Origin of the sequence: Streptomyces sp. (assembly GCF_036524955.1) — a bacterium.
In the GTDB taxonomy this organism is placed as follows: Bacteria; Actinomycetota; Actinomycetes; order Streptomycetales; family Streptomycetaceae; genus Actinacidiphila.
This window is the reverse complement of sequence record NZ_DATDBG010000084.1, coordinates 19648-44983: the sequence shown is the minus strand read 5'-3', so window position 1 is coordinate 44983 and position 25336 is coordinate 19648. Positions and strand designations below refer to the sequence as shown.

Genomic DNA, 25336 nt, shown 5'->3' with positions numbered 1-25336 from the left:
GGCCCCGGTTCAGCACGGCGTGGTCCTGGCCGGCGGACCGGAGGGCACGAGGAGAGAGCAGGGCAGGCCATGGCACGCAACGCGACAGGCAGCGGCGGCGGTACAGGAGACGGCACGGGCCCGGGGTCCGGGGCCGCCGTACCGGAGCGGCTGCTCGCCGAGGCCACCCGGCTCTTCGCCGAACACGGCTACGACCGCACATCCGTCCAGGAGATTGTCGCGGCGGCGGGCGTCACCAAGGGCGCCCTCTACCACTACTTCGGCTCCAAGGACGACCTGCTGCACGAGATCTACGGCCGCGTGCTGCGCCTGCAGACCGCACGCCTCGACGCCATCGCCGCCCGCGCCACCGACGTACGCGACCGCCTCGCGGAAGCCGCCGCGGACGTGGTCGTCACCAGCATCGAGAACCTGGACGACACCAAGATCTTCTTCCGCTCCATGCACCAGCTCAGCCCGGAGAAGCAGAGGGCGGTACGGGCCGAGCGCCGCCGCTACCACGAGACCTTCCGCTCGCTGATCGAGGAGGGCCAGCGCGACGGCCACTTCCGCGCCGAGCTGCGCCCCGACCTCGTCGTCGACTTCTTCTTCGGCTCGGTGCACCACCTCGGTACCTGGTACCGCGCGGACGGCCCGCTGTCCGCGCGGCAGGTCGCCACCGAATTCTCCGACCTGCTGCTGCACTCGGTGCGGCGGCCCTGATCCCTCCGGGAGCCCTGACGTGAAGGCATGGCGCGTGCACGAGAACGGAGAGCCGCGCGAGGCGATGCGCCTCGACTCCGTCCCCACCCCCGAGCCCGGCCCCGGGGAGGCGCTGCTGCGAGTCCTCGCCGCCAACGTCAACTTCCCCGACGCGATGCTCTGCCGCGGCGAGTACCAGATCCGCCCGCCACTGCCCTTCACACCGGGCGTGGAACTGTGCGGCGAGGTCGTCGCCCTGGGCGACGGCGCCACCGGCCTCGATGTCGGCGCCCGCGTCGTCACCCCCGCCGCCCTCCCCGGCGGAGCCTTCGCCGAATACGCCGTCGTACCCGCCGCAGGAGTGCTGCCCGCGCCCCCGGCCCTGGACGACGCCCAGGCCGCCGCCCTCCACATCGGTTACCAGACCGGCTGGTTCGGCCTCCACCGCAGGGCCGCCCTGCAGCCGGGCGAGACCCTGCTGGTGCACGCCGCGGCGGGCGGTGTCGGCAGCGCCGCCGTCCAGCTCGGCAAGGCCGCCGGCGCCACCGTCATCGGCGTGGTCGGGGGCCCCGACAAGGCGAAGGCCGCCCGCGACCTCGGCGCGGACATCGTGATCGACCGCCACCACGAGAACGTCGTCTCCGTCGTCAAGGAGGCCACCGCCGGCCGCGGCGCGAACGTCGTCTACGACCCGGTCGGCGGCGAGGCGTACACCCTCTCCACCAAGTGCATCGCCTTCGAGGGCCGCGTCGTCGTGGTCGGCTTCGCCGGCGGTACGGTGCCCGCGCCCGCCCTCAGCCACGCCCTCGTCAAGAACTACTCCATCCTCGGCCTGCACTGGGGCCTCTACCTGGCGCACGATCCGGTCGCCGTCCACCACGCGCACCAGGAACTGACCCGCATGGCCGCGGACGGCACGGTGCGGCCACTCGTCACCGAACGGGTGCCGTTCGCCGGCGCGGCCGACGCGGTGCAGCGGGTCGCCGACGGCACGACGACGGGCCGGCTGGTCGTGATGCCGTAGCCACCGACTCCCGTGCCGGTTGCCGGCGCAGGAGGTTGCCCGACCCTGGATCAGCGGCTCGCCGCGGTCGGATGAGCGGTGACCGTCCTGCCGGGGTCAGGGCGTGCCGCGACCCCGGCCCCGTGCCAGGGCAGAGGAAACGGCGGCGACGGGGGGACGGGCCGCCGGCATTTCGTGTCGGAAATCGGAAAGGGGCCCGGTGACGCTGCCGTGGGGGCCGTGCCGGTGCGCGGGCCCGGCCGAACTCGTCGCCGCGGGAACACCGATTCCGCTACGCGTACTTCCGCAGCTCGCGGCGGGCCAGTGAACGTTTGTGCACCTCGTCGGGCCCGTCGGCGAGACGCAGCGTGCGGGCGGCTGCCCACAGGTGGGCCAGTGGGAGGTCCTGGCCGACGCCGGCCGCGCCGTGGGACTGGATGGCGCGGTCGATGATGCGCTGGACGGCGGCCGGGGTGGCGATCTTGATGGCCTGGATCTCGGTGTGCGCGCCCTGGTTGCCGACGGTGTCCATGAGCCAGGCGGTTTTCAGGACGAGCAGGCGGAGCTGTTCGATCTCGACCCGGGACTCGGCGATCCACTCCTGGATGACGCCCTGCGCGGCGAGGGGTTTGCCGAAGGCGATACGGGAGGTGGCACGGCGGCACATGAGCTCGAGGGCGCGTTCCGCCATACCGATCAGGCGCATGCAGTGGTGGATGCGGCCGGGGCCGAGGCGGGCCTGGGCGATGGCGAAACCACCGCCCTCCTCGCCGATGAGATGGTCCACGGGGACCCGGACGTCATGGAAGACGATGTCCGCGTGGCCGCCGTGGTCGCCGTCGTCGAAGCCGAACACCCGCATGCCGCGCCGCACTTCGAGGCCCGGGGTGCCGCGGGGGACGAGGATCTGGCTCTGCTGGCGGTGCCGGTCCGCGGCCGGGTCGGTCTTGCCCATGACGATGAAGATCGCGCACTTGGGGTTCATCGCGCCGGAGATGTACCACTTGCGGCCGTTGATGACGTACGAGTCGCCGTCGCGTTCGATGCGCGTCTCGATGTTGGTGGCGTCGGAGGAGGCGACGTCGGGCTCGGTCATCGCGAAGGCGGACCGGATCTCGCCCGCGAGCAGGGGCTCCAGCCACTCCTTGCGCTGGGCGGGGGTGCCGAACTCGGCGAGGACCTCCATGTTGCCGGTGTCGGGCGCGGCGCAGTTCAGGGCGGGCGGGGCGAGGTGCGGGCTGCGGCCGGTGAGCTCGGCGAGCGGCGCGTACTGGAGATTGGTGAGGCCGGCGCCGTACTCACCGGGAAGGAAGAGATTCCACAGGCCCTGCCGCCCGGCCTCGGCCTTGAGCTGCTCCACGACCGGCGGCGCCGTCCAGCGCGCGTCGCCGGTGGCCTGCTCGCGCTGCTTCTCGAACACCGCCTCCGCGGGGTACACGTGCTCGTCCAGGAAGGCGAGGAGGCGGGCCCGCAGCTCCTCGGTCCGGGTGTCGAAGGCGAATTCCATGGCTGGTCGGTCCTCCGGGTGCGGGTGCGGGGGCGGTTACGCGCAATGCGTATGTGCGGGGGTGCGGTGGGCGCTCGCCCGTGCACGCGTGGGAACGGGACGCGCCGGTGTCAGCTCTCGCCCCGGAGCGTGAGAAGGCCGCGCTCGATGAAGACGGGGACGACCTCGCCGATCCGCTCGAAGCCGGCACCGAGCGTCCGGCCGAGCGTCCAGCGGTAGTGGATGCCTTCGAGGATCACGGTGAGCTTGAAGTAGGCGAAGGCGGTGTACCAGGCGACGGCCGTCACGTCGCGGCCGGAGCGGCGGGCGTACCGCTCGATCAGTTCGGCGGGAGTCGGGTGGCCGGGGGCGCCGCCGGTCGTGGGACCGGGCAGGCCGTCGACCGCGCGCTGCTCGCCGTACATCACGAGCAGGCCGAGGTCGGTGAGGGGGTCGCCGAGGGTGGACATCTCCCAGTCGAGGACGGCGGTCAGTTCGCCGTCCTCGATGAGGACGTTGTCCAGGCGGTAGTCGCCGTGCACGATCGCGGGGGCGGGGGAGTGGGGGAGTTCGCGGCCGAGGGTGGCGTGCAGCTCGTCGATGCCGGGCAGTTCGCGGCTGCGGGAGGCGTCGAGCTGCTTGCCCCAGCGGCGGAGCTGCCGGTCGAGGAAGCCGTCGGGCCGGCCGAAGCCGGCGAGGCCGACCGCGGCGGGGTCCACCGCGTGCAGGTCCACCAGCGTGTCGACCAGGGTGAGGACGGCGGCCCGGGTCCGGTCCCGGCCGATCTCGCGCAGTTGGCTCTCGCTGCGGTACGGGGTGCCGCGCACGAACTCCATGACGTAGAAGGGTGCGCCGACGACCTCGGGGTCCTCGCACAGCAGGACCGTGCCCGGGACCGGCACCGCGGTCGGGGCGAGCGCGGTGATCACCCGGTGCTCGCGGGCCATGTCGTGCGCGGTGGCGAGCACATGGCCGAGCGGGGGGCGGCGGACCACCCAGGTGCTGCTGCCGTCGGTGACGCGGTAGGTGAGGTTGGACCGGCCGCCCTCGACGAGCCGTGCCCGCAACTCGCCCGCCACCAGCCCGGGGAGCTCCCGGTCGAGCCGGTCGCGCAGCCGGCCGAGATCCAGGCCCGGGGGGTCGTCGGTCTCGCTCATGCGGTCGTCTCTCCTCGTGGCCGTCGGGTGGGGCGCCCGCGTGCGTGCCCGCGTGCGTGCCCGCGTGCGTGCCCGCGTACGCGAATCGTACCGACTGGTCGGTATGCCGTCCACCTCCCACGCGGGCCTCCGGGCAACCGCCGACCGGCGAGCGCCGCGCCCGCACAACGAACGGCGGGCGGTGGACCGTAGGGGTACGGTCCACCGCTGGCCGCTCACGTACCGCGCGTCACAACACCAGCGACAGCAGCATCACGAAACCGAGCGCCACCACCGAGATCACCGTCTCCATCGCCGACCAGGTCTTCAGGGTCTGCGGGACGTCCATCCCGAAGTACTCCTTGACCAGCCAGAACCCGGCGTCGTTGACGTGCGAGAAGAAGAGCGAGCCGGCGCCGACGGCGAGCACCAGAAGCGCGGCGTGCGTGCTCGACATGGTCTCGGCCAGCGGGGCCACCAGGCCGGCCGCCGAGATGGTGGCGACCGTCGCGGAACCGGTGGAGACCCGGATCAGTACCGCGATCAGCCAGCCGAGCAGCAGCGCGGAGATGTTCCAGCCGTCCGACCAGTCCAGGATCATCCTGCCGACGCCGCAGTCGATCAGGGTCTGCTTGAAGCCGCCGCCCGCGCCGACGATCAGCAGGATGCCCGCGATCGGCGCCAGCGATGTGTCGACCGTGGCGGACATCCGCTCCTTGGTGAAGCCGGCGGCCCGCCCGAGGGTGAACATCGCCAGCACCACCGCGGCCAGCAGGGCGATCAGCGGAGCGCCGATGACGTCGAAGACGCGGTACGTCAGGCTGCTCTCGTCGTCCACCAGGACGTCGGCCAGCGCCTTGGCCAGCATCAGCACCACCGGCAGCAGCATCGTGGCGACCGTGGCGGCGAAGCTCGGCCGCCGGTCCAGGCCGTCCGATGCGCGGGCCGGCGTCATCCGCTCCGGCGGGGCCACGTCCACCCAGCGGGCGGCGAACCGGCCGAACAGCGGGCCCGCGATGGCCAGGGTGGGCAGCGCCACCAGCACACCGAGGGCGAGCGTCATACCGAGATCGGCGTGGATCGAGTCGATCGCGGCCAACGGGCCCGGGTGCGGCGGCACCAGACCGTGCATCACCGACAGGCCGGCCAGCGCCGGTATGCCGATCCGGATCAGCGACTGGTTGCCGCGCCGGGACACCAGCAGTACCACCGGGATCAGCAGCACGATGCCGACCTCGAAGAAGAGCGGCAGCCCGATCAGACCGGCGATCAGCGCCATCGCCCACGGCAGCCGCTTCTCGTTGGTGCGTGCCAGTATCGTGTCCACGATCTGGTCCGCGCCACCGGAGTCGGCGAGCAGCTTGCCGAGGATCGCGCCGAGTGCGATCAGCACGCCGACGCCGGCCACGGTGTTGCCGAGCCCGGTGGTGAAGCTGGTAATGGTGTCGGCGAGCGGCGCGCCCGCGACGACGCCGAGGACGCCGGAGCCGATGGTCAGCGCCAGGAAGGCGTGCATCTTCCAGCGTGTGATCAGCAGGATGATGACCGCGATGCCGGCCAGCGCGGCGAGCGCGAGTCGGGTATGACCGGCATCGGTGATCGGCGGCGGCGTGGCGGCGGCCAGCATCTCGACGCTGAGTGCGGACACGGAGTGCTCCCATGGGACGGGGGTGGAGGGGGACAGGGGTACGGAAGGGTCCGGGCCCCTGGGGAGTGGCAGATGTGGCGGGTAGCCGGCCGGTCGCCGACCGCCGCTGCGGTGGTGGCGCCGGCTAGTGCCGCGCGGGGCGGGCCGAGCGCGGAAGCCCGGTCAGCGCGCGCTCGGTGATCTCCTGCGAGCCGCCGTCGATGGAGACCACCGCGCCCGACTCGTCGGGCTGGAGCGGTTCCAGTGCCTCGAACTGGGAACTCAGCAGCCCTGACGGCATGAAGTGCTCCATCCGCGCGGCCAGTCGGGAGGCGATCAGCTCCGGCGGGCCGTCCAGGTGCACGAAGAACAGATCGGAGTCGGCCTGGCGCAGCCGGTCGCGGTACCGGCGCCGCAGCGCCGAACAGCTCACCACGCCGCCCTGGTGGCCGCGTTCGGAGATCCAGCCGGCGATCGCGTCCAGCCAGGGTGCCCGGTCCGTGTCGTTCAGCGGGTGACCGGCCGACATCTTGGCGATGTTGGCCGGGGGGTGGAAGTCGTCGGCTTCGGCGTAGGGCACGCCCAGCCGTTCTGCCAGCAGCCCGCCGACCGTTGACTTCCCCGAGCCCGAGACCCCCATGACGACGATCACGGGAACGTCCTCCGGTACGGCCGTCATGCGCTCGCACCTCCTTGTCCAAGCGGCCGGAGGGCCGCCGTGCGCCTCCCGGTGTGTGGCGACCACTGAACACCCGTAAGTACTACTTATTCAAGAGCTCGTGACGTAAAAGTCACATGATTATGGTGGGCCTGGGCGCACTCTAGGCTTGGGCCATGCCTCAGCAGGGATCACCGCAGGACCGGCGGGAACGGGAAGAGGCCGGCGGCCTGCACTCCCGGGTGCTGGCCGAACTCGGCCCGGCCATCGCCTCGGGCGAGCACCCGCCCGGCACGGTGTTGCGCATCGACGAGCTGGAGTCCCGTTACGGGGTGTCCCGTACGGTCATCCGCGAGGCGGTCCGGGTGCTGGAGGCCATGCATCTGGTCGAGATGCGCCGCCGGGTGGGCGTGACGGTCCGTCGTTCCGAGGAGTGGAACGTCTTCGACCCCGCCGTCATCCGCTGGCGGCTGGCCGGAGCCGACCGCTCACGGCAACTGCGGTCGCTCACCATGCTGCGCACCGCCGTGGAACCCGTCGCCGCGGGTCTCGCCGCGGCCACCGCCACTCCCGCGCAGTGCCGCGAACTCACCGTGCTGTCCGCCGAGATGGCCGCGGCCGGTCGCGCCGCGGACCTGACCGCGTACCTCGGGCACGACATCGCCTTCCACCGCGTCATCCTGGACGCGTCGGGCAACGAGATGTTCGCACGGCTCGGCGATGTGGTCGCCGAGGTGCTGACCGGCCGCACCGAGCATCACGTGATGTTCACTGCGCCCGATCCCGAGGCGGTCACCTTGCACGTCCGGGTCGCCGAGGCGGTACGGGCCAGGGACGCGCGGGTCGCGGAGGAGCTGATGCGGGAGATCTGCGTGGGGGCGCTGCGGGAACTGGACATCCTCGCGCCCTGAGCGCGGGCTGGTCCCCTGCCGCCGCTCACCACACCACGGCCGCGCCGAACACCGCCAGCGCGACCATGCAGCCCGCCGCCGCCACGGCCGCCCGCACGGACAGTACGGGCGGCTGCCCCGTGCCCAGCCGCTGTATCCGCAGGTGCGCCAGCCGCAGAAACGCCAGGAACACCAGGGCGGCCAGCGACGCGGCCAGCACGGTCACCGTGCCGCCGCCCCGCTGCGCCGCCTGCCGCATCGCCAGCACCGCGGTCACCGCGCACGACAGCGTGGTCCGACGCCACGCCAGCCGGGTGCGCTCCGGCTGCAACCCTGGATCGCGATCCGTCTCCACGGCCCGCCGCACGTCCTCCACCGGGGACCCGCCGCGAACCGCCTCACCGGCGGGCTCGCCGTGACCCCTGTTCATCAGGCCCAGCCGAAGAGGGCGACCGCCACCATCACCACCGCGATGACGGCGATCAGGGCCGCCATGACCGCCGGGAAGCGGGAGACCGGGAGGTTCGCGCCGCGGCGCATCGCGCGTTCGCAGCGGATCCAGTGGTTGATCGCGCGCAGGGTGCAGGCGACACCGCCGGCCAGCAGGGCGAGGGCCAGCAGGACGCGTACCCAGCGGGTGAGGTGGTCGGTGAGGAACTGGTCGACCGCGAAACCGCCGCCGATCAGGGCGAGGGCGGTGCGGATCCAGGCGAGGAAGGTGCGCTCGTTGGCGAGCGAGAAGCGGTAGTCCGGTGTGGTGCCCTCTTCCTGCACCCGGGCCGGGGCGAACCACAGCCCCACCGACTCGCGGGCCGCGCGCACTCGGCCGATTCCGCTCACCCGACCACTTTAACCAGGCCCCGCCGAGGCCACCCGGCGGCCACCCCCCCTCGTACGGCGGACCGGCCACCTCCTCGTACGGCGGACCGCCCGCCGCCGGCGAGCGGCCCCCGGCCGACGGGCTGGGAACGCGCCCGCCGGTTCCGGTCAGCGCGCCGCGCGCCACTCCAGCAGGCGGCGGTACGCCTCCAGGCCGTCCGGTACCCACTCCCAGTCGCGGATACTGCGGGTGAGTTCGTCCTCGGTGAGGAAGGCGTGCCAGGCGACCTCTTCCGGCTGCGGGTGCACCGGGAGCTCGCAGCGGACCTGGTAGACCGCCGACCACCAGGTGCGGGGTCCGTCCTCGTAGAGGAACCGGAACAGCGGCTCGGGCCGCGGCAGTCCGCTCACGCCCAGCTCCTCCTCCGCCTCGCGCAGGGCCGCCTCGTCGTAGGTCTCCCCGGCGCCGAGCACTCCGCCGACGAACATGTCGTACAGGGACGGGAAGACCAGCTTCCGCGCGGTGCGGCGGTGGACGAAGATCCGGTCCGCCGCGTCCCGGACCAGGATGAACGAGCAGCGATGGCGCATCCCGTGCGCGTACGCGTGGCCGCGCGGCGCGGTGCCGACGACGTTGTCGTCCTCGTCCACGATGTCGATCATCTCGTCGGCGTCCAGCGGGGACCGGGCATCCGGCGGGCCGTCGTGCGGGTCGCCCGGCAGGGGTTCGTGCGGTCGGCTCATGCGGTGATTCAACCACCGTCCGGCGCCGTGGCGGCAGAACCGGGGGACCGACCCGCCACTCCTCGGCCCGGTGGGGGAAGCCGATCCGCTACGAGTTCGCCGGCCTGCGGGCGGTCGACCTCGTCCTGCACGGACTGCTCGGCGACGGGGACACCGCCTCCCCCGGGCCGCCCCGGGCCGACCCGCAGGCCGGGGTGCTGGGGGGCGGCTGCGGGGATGCCTGGGCGGACATCCCGGAGAAGCCGGCGGACGTGCCGCGCGGGCAGGCCGGCTGACCACCGCTTCCCCGCCGTCCGAGGCATGATCGGTACATGAGCAACCTCGATGTGAAGCCGGCGGCCACCGAGTGCGGGGGGCGCGACGGCGTATCCGGCGCCCCGGTCCGTGACCTGCTCGCCCCCCGGACCGTCCCGCTCGGCGAGAGCACCGTCGTACGGCGGCTGCTGCCCAACCTCGGCCGCCGCATGGTCGGCGCGTGGTGCTTCGTCGACCATTACGGGCCGGACGACATCGCCACCGAGCCGGGCATGCAGGTGCCGCCGCATCCGCACATCGGCCTGCAGACGGTGAGCTGGCTGCACGAGGGCGAGGTGCTGCACCGCGACAGTCTCGGCAGCGAGCAGACCGTCCGGCCGCGCGAGCTGGGCCTGATGACCTCGGGGCGAGCCATCGCGCACTCCGAGGAATCCCCGCGCGACCATGCCCGCTACCTGCACGGGGCCCAGTTGTGGGTCGCGCTGCCCGACGCGCACCGGCACACGGCGCCGGCCTTCGAGCACCACCCCCGCCTGCCGGAGATCACCGGCGGCGGGGGCCTGCACGCCACCGTCGTCCTCGGCGAGCTCGACGGCGCCGCCTCACCCGGCACCACCTACACCCCGATCGTCGGCGCCGACCTCACCCTCGCCCCGGGCACCGCGGCACGGCTCCCGGTCCAGCCCGACTTCGAGTACGCCGTCCTGGCCATGTCCGGCGAGGCCGAGGTCGACGGCGTCCGCCTCGCGCCCGGCTCCATGCTCTACCTCGGCTGCGGTCGCCGCGCTCTGCCGATCAGCGCCGACGTCAGCAGCTCCGTGATGCTGCTGGGCGGCGAGCCTTTCGAGGAACGGCTCGTCATGTGGTGGAACTTCGTCGGTCGTTCCGCCGACGATATCGCCCGGGCGCGGGAGGAGTGGACGAACGGCACCCTCTTCGGTGAGGTCCATGGCTACGACGGGGAGCGGCTGGCCGCTCCCGAACTGCCGCCGGTGCCGCTGAAACCGCGGGGACGTGCGCGCTGATCCGCCTGTGTTCACGACGGGGACCGTCGCGGGTACCGAGCAGGTGCGCCGGGTCTCCGTCGGAGCGGGGATCACCGCTCGGCTGCGGAACGCAGCCGGACGGCGGGTGACGACACCCCGCCACGACACCGTGCAGGCTCCCGCCGCCGCGGACCCGCCCCCGCCCTGACTGGGCCCCCACCCGCGCCCTGACCGGGTCCCGCACTGACAGGACCCGGCCCTTTCGTCCGACACGGGCCCCGGCAAGGGGCCCTTCGCGTTGCCGTGCCCCCGCCCCCCGACCCGCCGTCAGCCGGTGGCGCAATTCGGTATGTGAGACGTTCACGCGGATTCGTTGACGTGAACGGTTTCTGCTGCCACTCTCATCTGCGTGAGCCAGTCAGAGAATTTCGCCGCGCGTCGGCACGTCGATCTGCGACGTCAAGCCAGCGCTATCTGTGCTGCCGGTCGCTGAACCGTCCGGTCGGCTTTCTCCTGACTCTTTTCCGTTTCCGCACGTGACCGCCCCGCGGCGCTGACGCCCCGCGCGGGATCAGGTCGTCGGCCACGGACGTACCCGCTCCGAGCCTGCGTTTCTCCCTGCCTCCAGGCATCCGAGCCTCCTGCCCGGACTCAGGGGAAGCCGCCTTCCGGTGCGAGCCGTCCTGTCCTGCCTCCCTCCTCGCCCGCCGCGCGCGGCCGGGGAACGGCGCCGCCCGACGGCCCGGTCATTCCCTTTGCGCGCCGAATGGTGCTTTGCCATGCGCGTTTCCCGGGAAATCCCTGAACGGCCGTTTCCGGCGGGGTTTTCCGCTATCAAGGAGCCTTTCTTGACGTCGCTTCTCGCCATATCCGGAAGTCCGTCCGCCGACTCCAGGACCGCCCTGGTGACGCGTGAGATCGTGCGGCGCCTGTCGCTGACCGGCTTCGACGTGGGACATCTGAACGTACGCGACCTGCCGGCACCGGACCTGCTGGCCGCCAGGACCGGCGGCGTGGAAATGCGCCGGGCGCTGGACGCGGTGGCCTCGGCCGAGGGCGTCGTCATCGCCACACCGGTGTACAAGGCCGCGTACTCGGGCCTGCTCAAGACGTTCCTCGATCTGCTGCCGCAGTCGGGGCTGGCCGGAAAGACGGTGCTGCCGCTGGCCACCGGCGGCAGCACCGCCCACGTCCTGACCATCGACTACGCGCTGCGCCCGGTGCTGGCCGCACTCGGCGCCCGGCACGTCGTCGCGGGCTGCTTCCTGCTCGACCAGGCGATCGAGCGCCGGCCGGACCGCTCGGCGTGGCTCCAGCCCGAGGCGGAACTGCGGCTGTTCCAGGCGGTGGACGACTTCGTCGAGGCACTGCCCGTCAGCGCGGCGACCATCGCGGCGCCGTAACCGACGTCCCTCAGCAGCCCGTTCCGTAGCTCCCCGTCAGCCACTCGTCCCGTCCCGTCCCGTAACCGCGCCCCTGCGACCGCCGATCGCCCCGTAACGCGGTTCCGCGGCGCCGTCCCGTAGCCACCGGCCACCCGGCCCCGCCGCTTCCCCCCGACCCCGCTTCAGAAGGACACTCCCCATGCCTGCACTCACGGCGACCTCAAGACGCCAGTTCCTGACCCTGCTCGGTATCTCGGCCGCCGCTGTGAGCTGCGGAACCGCCGCCGCCGGCGGGGGGTCCGGCGGCAACCGGACCAACACGCTGCGGTACCAGGGATCGGCGGGCGCGGTCACCCTGGCCGAACTCGCCGCGGACCTAGGCCATCTGGAGGACGTGAGACTCAAGTGGGTCGGCAACACCATCAGCGGCCCGCAGGACATCCAGTCGGCCGCCACCGGCCAGACCGACTTCGGCGGCGCGTTCAACGGCGCGGTCGTCAAGCTCGCCGCCGCCGACGCCCCGATCAAGGCGGTGATCAGCTACTACGGTTCCGACACGTCCGCCTACAACGGCTTCTACGTCCTGAACGACAGCCCCATCCGCTCCGCCCGCGACCTCATCGGCAAGAAGATCGGGATGAACACCCTCGGTGCCCACTCCGAGGCCATGCTCGACATCTACCTCCAGCGCCACGGGCTGACCCCGGCGGAGATCGCCAAGGCCGAGCCGCTGGTGGTGCCGCCGGTCAACACCGAGCAGTCGCTGCGGCAGAGGCAGATCGACGTCGGCGTGCTGGGCGGCATCCTGCGCGACAAGGCCCTGGCGACGGGCGGCATCCGGCCGCTGTTCACCGACTACCAACTGCTCGGGGCGTTCAGCGCGGGGACCTATGTGATGACCGAGCGGTTCCTGAAGCAGAACCCCGGCACCGCCCGGACCTTCGTCACCGGCGTGGCCCGCGCCATCGAGTGGTCCCGCAGCGCACCGCGCGAGGAGGTCGTCGCCCGGATGACCGACATCGTGGGCAGGCGCAATCGCAGCGAGGACGCCGCGGCCCTCCGGTACTGGAAGTCGTACGGGATCGCCGAGACGGCCGGCCGGATCACCGATCAGGAGTTCCAGCTCTGGATCGACTGGCTGGCCGCCCGCGGCGACATCAAGAAGGACCACGTCACGGCCTCCGGCCTCTACACCAACGAGTTCAACGGCTACGGAACCGGTGGTGCCTCGTCCGCCGCCGCGTCCCCCTCCGTGACGACGAGCGGAAGGTGACGGCCATGTCCGGGCCCGCCATACCCAAGATCGTGTTCGAGCAGGTGAGGAAGGATTTCCCCGTCCGGGACCGTACGGGGAAGGATGCCACGGGGAGGGGCCGTACGGGCCGGGACCGTAGGGCGAAGGGCCGTACGACCGGCGGCGGGGGAGCGCGGCAGACCGCCTCGGTCACCGCGCTGGACGGCATCGACCTGGACATCGCGGCGGGGGAGTTCGTGGTCGTGGTCGGGCCCAGCGGCTGCGGCAAGTCCACGCTGCTCGACCTGCTCGGCGGCCTGACCCGTCCCACCGGCGGGCGGATCCTGCTGGACGGGAAACCCGTCACGGGACCCGGTCTGGACCGCGGCATCGTCTTCCAGCAGTACGCGCTGCTGCCGTGGCGTTCGGCGCAGGGCAACGTCGAGTTCGGCCTGGAGGCCACCGCCGTGTCGCGGCGCGAGCGCGCCGAGCGGGCCCGGGAGTACCTGGACCTGGTCGGGCTGACCGGCTTCGAGGACCGTCATCCGCACGAGCTGTCCGGTGGCATGCGGCAGCGGGTCGCCATCGCCCGCAGCCTCGCCTACGACCCCGATGTGCTGCTGATGGACGAGCCGTTCGCCGCGCTGGACGCCCAGACCAGGGAGTCGCTGCAGGACGAACTGCTGCGGATCTGGCAGCGCACGGGCAAGACGATCCTGTTCATCACCCACGGCATCGACGAGGCCGTCTACCTCGGGCAGCGGGTCGCGGTGCTGACCTCGCGCCCCGGGCGCGTCAAGCAGGTCGTCCCGATCGACCTCGGGTCCCGCACGGCGACCGACGATCCGCGGTCCGGCCCGCAGTTCGCCCGGTACCGGCACGAGATCTGGACCCTGCTGCACGACGAGGTGGTCCGGGCCCAGCAACTGGAGAAGGAGGCGGTCTCCGCATGAGTTCCGTCAGCGCTTCGCGCACCGAGCGCGCACTCACCATGCCCGCACCCGCGGGCAGCGTCCCGGCTGCCGCGGTGGCGTCACCCGCTCCGGTCGCTTCCACGGACACTGCTTCCACGGACACTGCTTCCACGGGTACCGCTTCCACGGGTACCGCTTCTGCGGGCACTGCTTCTGCGGACGCGGCGACGACCGTCACCGTTCCCGACGTCCCCGGTGCCACGGACACCGGTGCGCGGGGGAGCGCTGCCCGGTCCACAGGGCGCCGGTTCCGGTCGGCACTGCGCCCGCTGCCCCGGCTGCTGCTCGGCGGCGCCGTCAGGTCGGTGGCGGTCGTGGCCCTGCTGGTCGTGTGGGAGACCGTGCCACGGCTCGGGCTGGTCGACCGGACCTTCCTGCCGCCGTTCAGCGAGGTCGCCGGTGCCTGGTGGGGGCTGGTCGGCGACGGCCGGCTCGCCGAGAACACCGAGGCGAGCCTGGTGCGTTCGTTCAGCGGATTCGGTCTGGCGTTGGTCCTGGCGGTGCCGCTGGGCCTGCTGATCGGCTGGTACCGGCCGGTCGCGGACGTGCTCGGCCCGCTGCTCGAGGTGTTCCGCAACACCGCCGCCCTCGCCCTGCTGCCGGTGTTCGTGCTGCTGCTGGGGATCGGGGAGACCTCCAAGATCTCCATCGTGGTGTACGCCTGCTTCTGGCCGGTGCTGCTCAATACCATCAGCGCGGTCCGTACGGTCGATCCCACGCTGCTGAGGCTGGCCAAGTCGATGGACCTGTCCGCCCCGCGGCTGTTCCAGAAGGTCGTCCTGCCCTCCTCGGTGCCGGCCGTCTTCACCGGCATCCGCATGGCCGGAGCGGCCTCCATCCTCGTACTGGTCGCCGCCGAGATGATCGGCGCCAAGGCGGGGCTCGGCTATCTGATCAACGCCTCGCAGTACAACTTCGCGATCCCGCAGATGTACGCGGGCATCATCACGATCTCGGCCATCGGCGTGGCCTTCAACCAGCTTCTGGTGGCCGTGGAGCGCCGGCTCAGCTCCTGGCGCGTCCCCGCCGCCGGCTGACCCCGCCCCCTCCGGCCCGGCTTGTTCTGTCCTGCCCCGTCCTGCCCAAACCGGGCGTCCCGCCGGCCGCCCGGCCCCCGTCACCCCTTCCCGTGGAGTCCCCATGCCCGCAGCCAGCCCCAGCCCCAGCCCCAGCCCCGGCTCCCGCCCCCGTCATCTGCATCTGAACGCCTTCCTGATGAACGCGGGCCACCACGACGCCGCCTGGCGCCACCCGCGTACCCAGCCCGAGCGCGTCACCGACCTGCGCTACTTCCAGCACCTCGCGCGGACCGCGGAGCGCGGCAGGCTCGACTCGGTCTTCCTCGCGGACGGCCTCGCGCTGTGGGGCAAGGTCCGGTACAACGCCCTCGGCGGCTTCGAGCCGCTCACCCTGCTGTCCGCGCTGGCCGCGGTCACCGAGCACGTGGGCCTGATCGCGACCGTCTCCACCACCTTCAACGAGCCTTTCCACACCGCCCGCAAGTTCGCCTCCCTCGACCACATCAGCGGCGGCAGGGCCGGCTGGAACATCGTCACCTCGGGCTCCGTGGAGGAGGCCCGCAACTTCGGGCAGGACGAGCACCTGGAGCACAGCCTGCGCTATCAGCGGGCCCGGGAGTTCCTGGAGGTCGCCACCAGGCTCTGGGACAGCTGGGAGGACGACGCCGTGCTGCTGGACCGGGCGGGCGGCGTCTACGCGGACACCGACAAGGTGCGGCGGATCGACCACCGGGGCGCGTACTTCGGCGTCCAGGGCCCGCTGAACGTCCCCCGCTCACCGCAGGGCTACCCGCTGCTGGTGCAGGCCGGCTCCTCCGAGGACGGCAAGGAGTTCGCCGCCCAGTACGCCGAGGCCGTCTTCACCGCCCAGCAGACCCTCGCCGACGGCCAGGCCTTCTACAAGGACCTCAAGGCCCGCCTGTCCGGCTACGGCCGTACCGGGGAGGACCTGAAGATCCTGCCCGGCATCTGCCCGGTGATCGGCGGGACCGAGGCCGAGGCCCGCGCGCTCGAAGCGGAGCTGACGGATCTCCAGGTCCCCGAGTACGGGCTCGCCCAGCTCTCCGGCATGCTCGGCACCGACCTGACCGGGCTGCCGCTGGACGGGCCACTGCCCGAACTGCCCGAGGAACGGGACATCAACGGCAACAAGAGCCGGTTCACGCTGGTGGCCGAACTCGCCCGCCGCGACGGACTCACCCTGCGCGAGCTGATCGCCCGCCTCGGCGGCGGCCGGGGACACCGGGTCTTCGCGGGCACCCCGGAGCAGATCGCCGACCAGCTCCAGGAGTGGTTCACGCACGGAGCGGCCGACGGCTTCAACATCATGCCGCCCCACCTGCCCGGCGGCCTGGAGGACTTCGTCGACCAGGTGGTCCCGATCCTCCAGGAACGCGGCCTGTTCCGCACCGAGTACACCGGCAGCACTCTGCGCGACCACTACGGCCTGCCGCGGCCCGCCAACCGGCTGGCGACCGAGGCCGCCCATCGGCAGACGGCCTGACGGCCCGGCCCCACGACCGGCCGCCCCACCGCCCGACCGCGCCACCACCACAGGTCTGACCGCTTTCCACCTCATCACCCCCGACATCCCCCCGCACCGACGCACCATCTCGTGAACGCACCCGAAAGGACACCCGCACATGACCACCAGCACCGGCTTCGACATCCGCAGGATCGGCGGCCGCATCGGCGCCGAGATACTCGGCGTCGACCTGTCCGCGCCACTCGACCCCGCGATCGTCACCGAGATCAACTCCGCCCTCCTGGAGCACAAGGCGCTCGTCTTCCGCGGCCAGCAGCTCGACGAAGCGGGCCAGATCCGCTTCGCCTCCCTGTTCGGAGAACTCACCACGGCCCACCCGACCGTCCCCTCGGTCGACGGCCAGCCCAATATCCTCCCCGTGGACGGCGAGGAGGGCATCCGCGCCAACCACTGGCACACCGACGTCACCTTCGTCCGTACGCCCCCGAAGGCGTCCACGCTGCGCGGCATCGTGATCCCGCCCTACGGCGGCAACACCCTCATCGCCAACTCGGCGGCCGCGTACCGGGATCTTCCCGAGCCGCTGCGCGAGCTGGCCGACAAGCTGTGGGCGGTGCACACCAACGACTACGACTACGCCGCACCCCGCAACGAGAAAGCGGCCGAGCACCGCAAGCAGTTCGTCTCGCGCGCGTACCGCACGGCGCACCCGGTGGTGCGCGTCCACCCCGAGACCGGTGAGCGCGGCCTGTTCATCGGCGGCTTCGCCCAGAGCATCGTCGGCCTCAACCCCGCCGACTCCCGTGACCTGCTGCGCATCCTCCAGTCCTACGTCACCCGCCCGGAGAACATCGTCCGTGTCGCCTGGACCCCCGGCGACCTCGTCCTGTTCGACAACCGCAGCACCCAGCACTACGCCCCCGACGACTACGGCGACCTCCCGCGCCTGCTGCACCGCGTCACCGTCGCCGGCGACACCCCGGTCGGCGTCGACGGCACCGGCAGCTACGTCATCGAAGGCGACGAGGCCCCGCACTACACACCCGCCGCGGCCTGACACCCACCGCACGGGGCGGGGCGGGGACCCACTCCCCCGGGTCCCCGCCCCGCGCGCCACTCGTTCCACCGCCTCTCTTCACCAGCCCGTTCGCAGGGCCGTTCCCCCCGGCGCCGAGCCGGACCGGCCACCCGCCTCGGCACACGCCGACGCGACCGCCTCGGCGGCACGACGGCCCAGCCCCGGGATCCGCAGGGGCGACGCGTCCGCTCCGGGCGTCGCACCCCGGGGCGCACCCGCTGATCGGGTCCCGGCCGGGGCCTTGTCGCTTCTCGGACGTATCGGATACGTTCGCGCATCGAAACCGCTCCGGAAGACGGCGAGCTGAGGTCGGCGCTCGGGCAGGCGGAGGAGGCAGGAGGCGGCGCGGTGCGTGAGCAGGCCGACGTGATCGTGGTGGGGGGCGGGCTGGCGGGGCTGGTCGCCACGTACGAGTTGGTCCGGGCGGGCCGGCGGGTGATGGTGCTGGACCAGGAGAACGAGGCCAACCTGGGCGGCCAGGCGTACTGGTCGCTGGGCGGCCTGTTCCTGGTGAACAGTCCGGAGCAGCGACGGATGGGGATCAAGGACTCCGGCGATCTGGCGCTGGCCGACTGGCTCGGCTCGGCGGGCTTCGACCGGGAGCGCGAGGACACCTGGCCCCGGCAGTGGGCGCGGGCCTACGTGGACTTCGCGGCGGGGGAGAAGCGGGCCTATCTGCACGGGCTGGGCCTGCGCGTCACGCCCCTGGTCGGCTGGGCCGAGCGGGGCTCGGGTACCGCGACGGGGCACGGGAATTCGGTACCGCGGTTCCATGTCACCTGGGGCACCGGGCCGGAGGTGGTGCGGGTCTTCCGCGAGCCGGTACTGGCCGCCGCCGCGCGCGGGCTGGTCACCTTCCGGTACCGGCATCAGGTGGACGAGGTGATCGTCGAGGGCGGCGCGGCGGTGGGCGTGCGCGGCACCGTCCTGGTCCCCGCCGGCGAGCCGCGCGGAGCGGCCTCCAGCCGGGAGGCGGCGGGCGAGTTCGAACTGCGGGCCCAGGCCGTGATCGTCACCTCCGGCGGTATCGGCGGCAACCACGAACTGGTCCGGAGGAACTGGCCGGCCGACCGTCTCGGGCCCACGCCCGCCTCGATGCTCACCGGGGTCCCGGCCTACGTGGACGGTCGGATGCTGGGGATCACCGAGCAGGCCGGCGGCTCGGTCGTCAACCGCGACCGGATGTGGCACTACACCGAGGGCATCGCGAACTGGGACCCGGTCTGGCCCGGTCACGGCATACGGATCATCCCGGGGCCGTCCTCGCTCTGGCTGGACGCCACGGGCCGCCGGCTGCCCGCGCCACTCTTCCCGGGCCATGACACGCTCGGCACGCTGCGGCACATCGTGGGCACCGGATACGACCACACCTGGTTCGTGCTGACCGGCTCGATCGTGGCGAAGGAGTTCGCGCTGTCGGGGTCCGAGCAGAACCCCGACCTGACGGGCAAGGACCTCAAGCTGGTGCTCTCCCGGGCGCGCAAGGGCGCCCCGGGACCGGTGCGGGCGTTCCTCGACCACGGCGCGGACTTCGTGGTGCGTCCGACACTGCGGGAGCTGGTGGCGGGGATGAACGCCGTGGCGCCGGGTCCGGCGCTGGAGTACGGGGAGGTGGCGCGGGAGGTCGAGGCGCGTGACCGGGAGCTGGCCAACGGCTACGGCAAGGATCTCCAGTTGATGGCGGTCAGGAACGCCCGCGCCTACTGGCCCGACAGGGTCACCCGGGTGGCGAAGCCGCACCGGCTGCTCGATCCGGCCCACGGCCCGCTGATCGCGGTGCGGCTGCGCCTGCTCACCCGCAAGACGCTCGGCGGGCTGGAGACCACGCTGGACTCGCAGGTGGTCCGCCCGGACGGACAGGCGTTCGACGGGCTGTACGCGGCCGGTGAGGTCGCCGGGTTCGGCGGCGGAGGGATGCACGGCTACCGGGCGCTGGAGGGTACATTCCTCGGCGGCTGCGTCTTCTCCGGCCGCGCGGCCGGCCGCGCGCTCGCTCGAAGCCTGGCATGAGTCCCGCACCACGCCCGTGACGGGTGCCTTTCGCCCACGGCGTGAAGGTGGCCGTCACGAGCGCGGTGGACGACGCCGCCCGCGGCCCGCGTCGGCCGAGCCGACGTGGCCCGGCCCGCGCGGCTCGGGAATCTCCTGGGGCCGTTGATCGCTGAGTATGCTGCTCATCCGTCATAAGTGCACGTGGGAGACGCAATTGCCATGACAGAGGCACCAAGGCGCCTTTCGGGCGAGGGCGTGGTGATCCGGCTGGACGACCGGTCGCGCCGGCGGATCAGGCAGGGCGACCCGGCCGAACTCGTCGACCAGCAGCGCGTCGTGGGCGTCACCGCCGATACGTCCCTCTTCCGGGCGGCTCCCACGCGGCGACCCGAGTGGGCGGAGCTGCGCGATCACCGCGCCGGGCCGATGCACCGCGTGCACCTGCGCGACCTGTTCCCAGCCGACCCCGGCCGTGCCGGGCGCTACACGGTGCACGTCGGCGACCTGCACATCGACTACTCCAAGCACCTGATCACCGACGGGACGCCGGCCCTCCTGCGGGACCTGGCCGCCGCCAGCTCGCTTCCCGGGGCGCAGCGCCGCGGCATGAGCACCAGCCCGGTCCGCCCGTCCGGGCCGCGGAAGGCGGACCGGCGGTACGGATCAGCGCGCGGGTTCGATGCGGCCCGCGACCGCGCCGAGGCCGATCCGGGTGCCGTCCGGGCCGGGGGCGGTCGCGCTGATCACCACCTCGTCGCCGTCCTCCAGGAAGGTCCGCCGGGTGCCGTCGGGGAGGGCGAGCGGCTGCTCGCCGTTCCAGGTGAGCTCGATGAGGGCGCCCCGGCTGTCCGGGGCGGGGCCGCTGACCGTGCCGGAGGCGTAGAGGTCGCCGGTCCGCAGACTGGCGCCGTTCACCGTCAGGTGCGCGAGCATCTGGGCGTACGTCCAGTACATCGCGGCGAACGGCGGGCGGGCGATCAGGTGACCGTCGAGCCGCACCTCCAGGGTGATGTCCAGCCCGTACGGCGGCCGCGCCGCGCGGTCGTCGAGATACGGCAGCGGCGCGGTGTCCCGGGCCGGCGGTTGGGTACGGGCGTACGCCAGCGCGTCCAGCGGGACCACCCACGGCGAGACCGAGGTGGCGAAGGACTTGCCGAGGAACGGGCCGAGCGGTACGTACTCCCACGCCTGCAGGTCCCGCGCCGACCAGTCGTTGACCAGGCACACCCCGAAGACGTGGTCGTCCGCGTCGGTCAGCGCGACCCGGCTGCCCAGCGGGGAGGGGGTGCCGACCACGAAGCCGACCTCGGCCTCGATGTCGAGCCGGCCGGACGGGCCGTGGACCGGGGCCGGGTCCCCCGGGGCCTTGCGCTGCCCGCAGGGGCGGACCACCGGGGTGCCGGAGACCACGATCGTGCCCGCGCGGCCGTGGTAGCCGATCGGCAGATGCTTCCAGTTCGGGGTCAGCGGCTCGGCACCGGGCCGGAAGATCCGGCCGAGGTTGGCGGCATGGTGCTCGGAGGCGTAGAAGTCGACGTAGTCGGCGACCTCGAAGGGCAGGTGCGAGGTCGTGTCGGCGAGCGGGACCAGGCAGGGCTCGACGGCCGCGCGGTGCTGCTCGGCGGTCAGCCACTCGGTGAGCGCGGCCCGCGCCCGCCGCCAGGTGGGCCGCCCGGCTGCCAGCAGGGGGTTCAGCGAGGGTGCGCCGAGCAGCCCGGCCAGGCCGCCGGGGGCGCCGGTCGCCCGGGCGGCGGCCCCCGCGTCCAGTACGTGGTCCCCGTACGCGACACCCAGTCGCCGACGGGGGTCGGCGGCGGTACTGAACACCCCGTACGGCAGGTTGCCCACCCCGAACAGGGCGTCCGGCGGGACGGCGAGCGGGCTCACGGCGCTCAACGGGACCTCCAGGGATCACGGAAACGCCCCGAGGGTATCGCCGGGGGCGCCCGGCGCCCGGGTTTGGAGCTGCGTCGCGGAGAAACGTAAAGTTCGGCTCACGGCCCGGGCGAACCCTGGGGGACCAGGGGAAACAGGAAGAGCGGATGACGGCGACAGTGCGGGACCTCGACGACCTCGGGCCGGAGCACCACCGCGGCGACCCGCCCGGCGACGGCCGGCCCGGCTCCACCCTCGGTGCCGGTCGCTCCGGAGGCGTGCCCGACAGCGAGGACCCGACCGGTGACGTTCTCGCGGCCGGTGGTGGTCCGTTGGACGCGACTCCGGCCGGTGGTGGTCCGGTGGGCGCGGCTCTGACCGGTGGTGGTCCGGTGGGCGCGGCTCCGGCCGGTGGTGGTCCGGTGGTCGGGGCTCTGACCGGTGGTGGTCCGGTGGTCGGGGCTCCGGCCGGTGGTGGTCCGTTGGTCGGGGCTCTGACCGGTGGTGGTCCGGCGGATGAGGCCCTGACCGGTGGCGGTCCCGCGGATGAGGCCCTGACCGGTGGTGTTCCGACGGCCGATGCCCCGGCCGGCGCCGAGGGGCCCGGGATCGAACCGGCCCGGATGGAGATCTGCCTCGCCGTACTCGCCGAGCTCGACTCGCTGCCGGTCGACCACCCCGACGCGATCGCGGTACGGCGGGCCACCGCCGGCATCTACCGCACCGTGAAGCAGCGCCGCAGGCACGAGCGCCGAGCCGCCAAGACCGCCAACGACAAGGCCGTCACCGAGGCCACCGCCACCGGCGCCGCCGACCGGATCGACGACGAGACCCTCGGCATCCATCTCAAGCCCTCCGTCAGCACGGAGATCGCCGGCATCCTCCAGCGCCCGCGGTCCTGCTACGTCTGCAAGACCCGTTACGTCGAGGTCGACGCCTTCTACCACCAGCTCTGCCCGCGGTGCGCCAGCGAGAACCGGGCCCGGCGCGACGCCCGTACCGACCTCACCGGCCGCCGCGCCCTGCTCACCGGCGGGCGCGCCAAGATCGGCATGTACATCGCGCTGCGGCTGCTCCGGGACGGCGCGCACACCACGGTCACCACACGCTTCCCCAACGACGCGATCCGCCGCTTCAAGGCGATGCCGGACAGCGCCGACTGGATCCACCGGCTCAAGATCGTCGGCATAGACCTGCGGGATCCCGCGCAGGTCGTCGCCCTTGCCGACTCGGTGGCCGCGCAGGGCACGCTGGACATCCTGATCAACAACGCGGCCCAGACGGTACGCCGCTCCCCGCGCGCCTACAGCGAACTGGTCGCCGCCGAGTCCGCGCCCCTGCCCGCGGGCGAACTGCCCGCCTCCGAGGTCTTCGGTGCCTTCGGCTCGGGCGCGCAGGTCCCCGCCGCTCTGCCGTCCCCCCGCAGGGAGGCGCTGACCGCGCAGGACGTCACCGACCTCGCCCTGGTCAGCGGCTCGGCCTCGCTCGCCCGCATCGAAGCGGGCACCGCGATCGACGCGGGCGGGCTGGTACCCGACCTCGACCCCAGCAACACCTGGGTCCAGACCGTCGGCGAGGTAGACCCCGTCGAACTCCTCGAAGTCCAACTCTGCAACGTCACCGCGCCCTTCGTCCTGGTCAGCCGTCTGCGCCCGGCCATGGCCGCGTCCCCGGCCCGCCGCAAGTACGTCGTGAACGTCTCCGCCATGGAGGGGCAGTTCAGCCGCGGCTACAAGGGGCCCGGCCACCCGCACACCAATATGGCCAAGGCCGCCCTCAACATGCTGACGCGCACCAGCGCGAAGGAGATGCTGGAGACCGACGGCATCCTGATGACCGCGGTCGACACCGGCTGGATCACCGACGAGCGCCCCCATCCGGACAAGGTGCGCCTCGCCGCGGAGGGGTTCCACGCCCCTCTCGACCTCGTGGACGGCGCGGCCCGCGTCTACGATCCGATCGTGCGCGGCGAGCACGGCGAGGACCTGTACGGCTGCTTCCTCAAGGACTACGCCCCCGCCGCGTGGTGAGCGGCGCACACCGGGCGGGCCTCCGGTGCGGCCGGCGGCGAGGTCACGAGGACATCCGCCGGGACACGCGTTCGCGTGCCCACTCGAAGACCCGCGGCTCGTCGAGCGAGGGGACCCACAGATCGACCATGGCCGCGGTCTCCTCTCCCGGCCAGGGGCCTACGCCCAGGACGCGCAGGCCCGCCCCGGTCGCGGCCCGCACGCCGCAGTGCGAGTCCTCGACGGCCAGGCAGTCGGCCGCCGCGGCACCGCAGTAGCGAGCCGCGGCGAGGTAGACGTCCGGGTGCGGCTTGGGGCGGATGCCGTCGTCGGGCACCACGATGTGGTCGAAGAAGGCGCGCAGTTCAGCGGTGCCCAGACACTCCTCGACCACCTCCCGCGGGCAGTTGCTGGCGACGGCCAGCGGCGCGAACTTCGCGGCGCCGGCGACCAGTTCCCGGGCGCCGGGCATGGTGCGCGGGGTCTCGGCGGCCAGGGCACGGAAGTGGTGGAGCAGCCGTTCGGTCAACTGCTCGCCGAGTTCCGGACGCCCGGCCTCGCCGGCCATCAGTGCGCCGCACTCGGTGTAGTGCAGGCCCTTGCTGCGTTCGGCGAATCCGGTAGCGGGCCGGAGCCCGAAGTCGTCCATCGTGCGGTCGCGGGCGGTCTGCCAATGGCGTTCGGTGTCCAGCAGGGTGCCGTCGCAGTCGAAGATGATGGCCGCGGGAGTCCAGGCGAGGATGCGATGAGATGACATTCGCATTATTCCCTTCGGGAATTCCTGAGTGCGTCAGCACCGGTCACCGCCATAACTCGGGGCATGGACCGACGGCTATTTCAGTGCCGGGCGGGCGCGAAGGTTCTCCGGCGGGGCGCAGCTCAATCACGCAGCTCTCGGGGCGACCGCCGAAAACGTAACGATCGATACGTTATGCGTTGTCGCACAGAGCGGTCAAGCAAATGCATTCGGTTGGCGCAGCGTCACCGGTATCCGGGGAAGGCCGGCGGTATCCCGGAGTGCCGGGCGTCACCGGTATTTCAGGACGCCGAAAGTGGTCCGCGTTCCGCCTTGCAGGACGCCGAAGACGCAGGTCCGGTGGTGGGGCACGCACACCAGGCGGGCGGGTGGAGCGAATTCGGTGAAGTGGGTGGCGATCAGCCGGGCGGCCCTGGGCCGCAGCAGCGCGCCGCGGCTGGCCACCACGGCGGCCTGCCGGACGGCTTCGAGGAGCACCATGCCGGGCACGTGATCGGTGACATGGTCGAAGAAGAAGGGATGCCGGGGATCGGCCGGTCCCACGACGGTGGCGCCTCCCTGACGCCCTATCAGCACGTCGCGGGCGCCGGCCACCGCCAGGGCCGAGGCCGCCGGACGGGCGAGTCCCGGCACCGGCGCCGGCGGCCGACGCGCGTGCCCGGGTCCGCGCAGCGCCGCGTACCGCTGTTCGCTCAGGAATCGCACACCACCCCCGCCCTGGGCGAAGACCGTGCCGCCCGTCAGGAAGACCACGTTCAGCCGCAGTCCGGTGGCGGCGCCGTCCGCGCCGCTGCGGACACCGGGCACGTCGATCCGGCAGGTGATGTCGGTGGCGCCGTAGCCCGCCTCCGGCTCGTGGTCGGGGGAGATCTCGAAGAACAGATCCGTGAGGATCAGGTGCGCCGAACGGGGGACCCGGAAGTACCGCAGCGGGAGGTAGATGCCGAGCTGGCGCAGGGTCTCGACGAGGACCAGCGGGTTGTGCCGGCTCCCGCCGTCGCACGGGAAGGTCGGGTGGGATCTGGGCCAGCACGCCGCCGCCTCGAATCCCCCGCCGCCGAGCGACCGTACGTCGGTGAGGAGCACTTCCGCCGCGGAGGTGCGGTGCACCATTTCCCGGGCGACCGTGCGGGACCAGCTCAGCGGGGTGTTCCGCGCGGGGACATCGCCGGCGGATGTGCTCGGGTAATAACTCATGTAATAAGAAGAACTCGCACCGCGGGCAAGCGCACGTCATTCGAC

23 protein-coding genes and 1 pseudogene are annotated in these 25336 nt (G+C 72.5%); 14 read left to right on the top strand and 10 right to left on the bottom strand.

The window, feature by feature from the left end; all coding sequences use genetic code 11:
- Positions 1–69 precede the first annotated feature (69 nt).
- Together VIW71_RS07565 and VIW71_RS07560 are read left to right on the top strand one after the other, a co-directional pair.
- A complete protein-coding gene (locus VIW71_RS07565) occupies positions 70–702 on the top strand; it encodes a TetR/AcrR family transcriptional regulator (protein WP_331621233.1) in 633 nt (210 codons plus the stop codon).
- Between the two features lie 19 nt (positions 703–721).
- Positions 722–1705 carry an NADPH:quinone oxidoreductase family protein gene (locus tag VIW71_RS07560; protein ID WP_331621232.1) on the top strand — a complete coding sequence of 328 codons (984 nt, stop codon included), beginning with the start codon at positions 722–724 and terminating at the stop codon, positions 1703–1705.
- 271 nt (positions 1706–1976) lie between these two features.
- On the opposite strand, the gene VIW71_RS07555 is transcribed toward VIW71_RS07560, so the two are convergent.
- The 4 genes from VIW71_RS07555 to VIW71_RS07540 all read right to left on the bottom strand — a co-directional run bounded on the left by VIW71_RS07555 (position 1977) and on the right by VIW71_RS07540 (position 6612).
- On the bottom strand, positions 1977–3191 hold the full coding sequence (locus VIW71_RS07555; RefSeq protein ID WP_331621230.1) for an acyl-CoA dehydrogenase family protein: 1215 nt from the start codon (positions 3189–3191) through the stop codon (positions 1977–1979).
- 110 nt (positions 3192–3301) lie between these two features.
- On the bottom strand, positions 3302–4327 hold the full coding sequence (locus tag VIW71_RS07550; protein WP_331621229.1) for a phosphotransferase family protein: 1026 nt from the start codon (positions 4325–4327) through the stop codon (positions 3302–3304).
- Positions 4328–4556: 229 nt separating this feature from the next.
- Positions 4557–5954 (bottom strand): GntP family permease, encoded by a 1398-nt coding sequence (locus VIW71_RS07545; RefSeq protein ID WP_331621228.1) that lies wholly within the window; start codon positions 5952–5954, stop codon positions 4557–4559.
- Between the two features lie 124 nt (positions 5955–6078).
- Positions 6079–6612, bottom strand: a complete 534-nt coding sequence (locus tag VIW71_RS07540) for a gluconokinase (RefSeq protein WP_331621227.1) — start codon at positions 6610–6612, stop codon at positions 6079–6081.
- 155 nt (positions 6613–6767) lie between these two features.
- On the opposite strand from VIW71_RS07540, the gene VIW71_RS07535 reads away from it, so the two are divergent.
- The gene (locus VIW71_RS07535; RefSeq protein WP_331621226.1) at positions 6768–7502 is read left to right on the top strand and encodes a FadR/GntR family transcriptional regulator; all 735 of its coding nucleotides are present in this window, start codon (positions 6768–6770) and stop codon (positions 7500–7502) included.
- Between the two features lie 25 nt (positions 7503–7527).
- Here the strand turns inward: VIW71_RS07535 and VIW71_RS07530 are convergent, their stop codons facing one another.
- The 3 genes from VIW71_RS07530 to VIW71_RS07520 all read right to left on the bottom strand — a co-directional run bounded on the left by VIW71_RS07530 (position 7528) and on the right by VIW71_RS07520 (position 8963).
- On the bottom strand, positions 7528–7911 hold the full coding sequence (locus VIW71_RS07530) for a DUF202 domain-containing protein (RefSeq protein ID WP_331621225.1): 384 nt from the start codon (positions 7909–7911) through the stop codon (positions 7528–7530).
- Positions 7911–8321 carry a YidH family protein gene (locus VIW71_RS07525; RefSeq protein WP_331621223.1) on the bottom strand — a complete coding sequence of 137 codons (411 nt, stop codon included), beginning with the start codon at positions 8319–8321 and terminating at the stop codon, positions 7911–7913. Before VIW71_RS07525 ends, VIW71_RS07530 begins: the two co-directional genes overlap by 1 nt.
- 147 nt (positions 8322–8468) lie before the next feature.
- Positions 8469–8963 (bottom strand): NUDIX hydrolase, encoded by a 495-nt coding sequence (locus VIW71_RS07520; RefSeq protein WP_331621276.1) that lies wholly within the window; start codon positions 8961–8963, stop codon positions 8469–8471.
- Positions 8964–9355: 392 nt separating this feature from the next.
- On the opposite strand from VIW71_RS07520, the gene VIW71_RS07515 reads away from it, so the two are divergent.
- From VIW71_RS07515 to VIW71_RS07475, 10 genes and pseudogenes are all read left to right on the top strand, one after another.
- Positions 9356–10324 carry a pirin family protein gene (locus VIW71_RS07515; RefSeq protein ID WP_331621222.1) on the top strand — a complete coding sequence of 323 codons (969 nt, stop codon included), beginning with the start codon at positions 9356–9358 and terminating at the stop codon, positions 10322–10324.
- A 370-nt stretch (positions 10325–10694) separates the two neighbouring features.
- Positions 10695–10778: a putative leader peptide gene (locus VIW71_RS26525; RefSeq protein ID WP_414720689.1), complete on the top strand. Its 84-nt coding sequence runs from the start codon at positions 10695–10697 to the stop codon at positions 10776–10778.
- Between the two features lie 355 nt (positions 10779–11133).
- Positions 11134–11688: an NADPH-dependent FMN reductase gene (gene ssuE, locus VIW71_RS07510; RefSeq protein ID WP_331621221.1), complete on the top strand. Its 555-nt coding sequence runs from the start codon at positions 11134–11136 to the stop codon at positions 11686–11688.
- 181 nt (positions 11689–11869) lie between these two features.
- Positions 11870–12943, top strand: a complete 1074-nt coding sequence (locus VIW71_RS07505) for an ABC transporter substrate-binding protein (protein ID WP_331621220.1) — start codon at positions 11870–11872, stop codon at positions 12941–12943.
- 5 nt (positions 12944–12948) lie between these two features.
- Positions 12949–13857: an ABC transporter ATP-binding protein gene (locus tag VIW71_RS07500; protein WP_331621219.1), complete on the top strand. Its 909-nt coding sequence runs from the start codon at positions 12949–12951 to the stop codon at positions 13855–13857.
- A complete protein-coding gene (locus VIW71_RS07495; RefSeq protein WP_331621218.1) occupies positions 13854–14915 on the top strand; it encodes an ABC transporter permease in 1062 nt (353 codons plus the stop codon). Before VIW71_RS07500 ends, VIW71_RS07495 begins: the two co-directional genes overlap by 4 nt.
- Positions 14916–15018: 103 nt before the next feature.
- Positions 15019–16401: an LLM class flavin-dependent oxidoreductase gene (locus VIW71_RS07490; protein ID WP_331621217.1), complete on the top strand. Its 1383-nt coding sequence runs from the start codon at positions 15019–15021 to the stop codon at positions 16399–16401.
- 139 nt (positions 16402–16540) lie between these two features.
- Complete coding sequence (locus VIW71_RS07485; protein ID WP_331621216.1) at positions 16541–17440, top strand: TauD/TfdA dioxygenase family protein; 900 nt, start codon at positions 16541–16543, stop codon at positions 17438–17440.
- A gap of 369 nt (positions 17441–17809) precedes the next feature.
- Positions 17810–19471, top strand: a complete 1662-nt coding sequence (locus VIW71_RS07480) for an FAD-binding dehydrogenase (protein ID WP_331621215.1) — start codon at positions 17810–17812, stop codon at positions 19469–19471.
- Between the two features lie 318 nt (positions 19472–19789).
- Positions 19790–20044 (top strand): annotated as a pseudogene (locus tag VIW71_RS07475) (hypothetical protein); the annotation flags it as partial.
- Between the two features lie 72 nt (positions 20045–20116).
- Here VIW71_RS07475 and fahA read toward each other — a convergent pair.
- Complete coding sequence (gene fahA / locus VIW71_RS07470; protein WP_331621214.1) at positions 20117–21349, bottom strand: fumarylacetoacetase; 1233 nt, start codon at positions 21347–21349, stop codon at positions 20117–20119.
- Between the two features lie 602 nt (positions 21350–21951).
- On the opposite strand from fahA, the gene VIW71_RS07465 reads away from it, so the two are divergent.
- Positions 21952–23358: an SDR family NAD(P)-dependent oxidoreductase gene (locus VIW71_RS07465; RefSeq protein WP_331621275.1), complete on the top strand. Its 1407-nt coding sequence runs from the start codon at positions 21952–21954 to the stop codon at positions 23356–23358.
- Positions 23359–23401: 43 nt separating this feature from the next.
- Here the strand turns inward: VIW71_RS07465 and VIW71_RS07460 are convergent, their stop codons facing one another.
- On the bottom strand, positions 23402–24094 hold the full coding sequence (locus VIW71_RS07460) for an HAD family hydrolase (RefSeq protein ID WP_331621213.1): 693 nt from the start codon (positions 24092–24094) through the stop codon (positions 23402–23404).
- A gap of 270 nt (positions 24095–24364) precedes the next feature.
- A complete protein-coding gene (locus tag VIW71_RS07455; protein ID WP_331621212.1) occupies positions 24365–25291 on the bottom strand; it encodes a ScbA/BarX family gamma-butyrolactone biosynthesis protein in 927 nt (308 codons plus the stop codon).
- Positions 25292–25336: the final 45 nt, after the last annotated feature.

Coding starts and splice junctions, on each gene's coding strand:
- VIW71_RS07565 (WP_331621233.1), top strand. CDS start 70: ATGGCACGCAACGCGACAGGCAGCGGCGGCGGTACAGGAGACGGCACG.
- VIW71_RS07555 (WP_331621230.1), bottom strand. CDS start 3,191: ATGGAATTCGCCTTCGACACCCGGACCGAGGAGCTGCGGGCCCGCCTC.
- VIW71_RS07550 (WP_331621229.1), bottom strand. CDS start 4,327: ATGAGCGAGACCGACGACCCCCCGGGCCTGGATCTCGGCCGGCTGCGC.
- VIW71_RS07540 (WP_331621227.1), bottom strand. CDS start 6,612: ATGACGGCCGTACCGGAGGACGTTCCCGTGATCGTCGTCATGGGGGTC.
- VIW71_RS07535 (WP_331621226.1), top strand. CDS start 6,768: ATGCCTCAGCAGGGATCACCGCAGGACCGGCGGGAACGGGAAGAGGCC.
- VIW71_RS07530 (WP_331621225.1), bottom strand. CDS start 7,911: ATGAACAGGGGTCACGGCGAGCCCGCCGGTGAGGCGGTTCGCGGCGGG.
- VIW71_RS07520 (WP_331621276.1), bottom strand. CDS start 8,963: ATGATCGACATCGTGGACGAGGACGACAACGTCGTCGGCACCGCGCCG.
- VIW71_RS07515 (WP_331621222.1), top strand. CDS start 9,356: ATGAGCAACCTCGATGTGAAGCCGGCGGCCACCGAGTGCGGGGGGCGC.
- VIW71_RS07505 (WP_331621220.1), top strand. CDS start 11,870: ATGCCTGCACTCACGGCGACCTCAAGACGCCAGTTCCTGACCCTGCTC.
- VIW71_RS07500 (WP_331621219.1), top strand. CDS start 12,949: ATGTCCGGGCCCGCCATACCCAAGATCGTGTTCGAGCAGGTGAGGAAG.
- VIW71_RS07495 (WP_331621218.1), top strand. CDS start 13,854: ATGAGTTCCGTCAGCGCTTCGCGCACCGAGCGCGCACTCACCATGCCC.
- VIW71_RS07490 (WP_331621217.1), top strand. CDS start 15,019: ATGCCCGCAGCCAGCCCCAGCCCCAGCCCCAGCCCCGGCTCCCGCCCC.
- VIW71_RS07485 (WP_331621216.1), top strand. CDS start 16,541: ATGACCACCAGCACCGGCTTCGACATCCGCAGGATCGGCGGCCGCATC.
- VIW71_RS07465 (WP_331621275.1), top strand. CDS start 21,952: ATGGAGATCTGCCTCGCCGTACTCGCCGAGCTCGACTCGCTGCCGGTC.
- VIW71_RS07460 (WP_331621213.1), bottom strand. CDS start 24,094: ATGTCATCTCATCGCATCCTCGCCTGGACTCCCGCGGCCATCATCTTC.
- VIW71_RS07455 (WP_331621212.1), bottom strand. CDS start 25,291: ATGAGTTATTACCCGAGCACATCCGCCGGCGATGTCCCCGCGCGGAAC.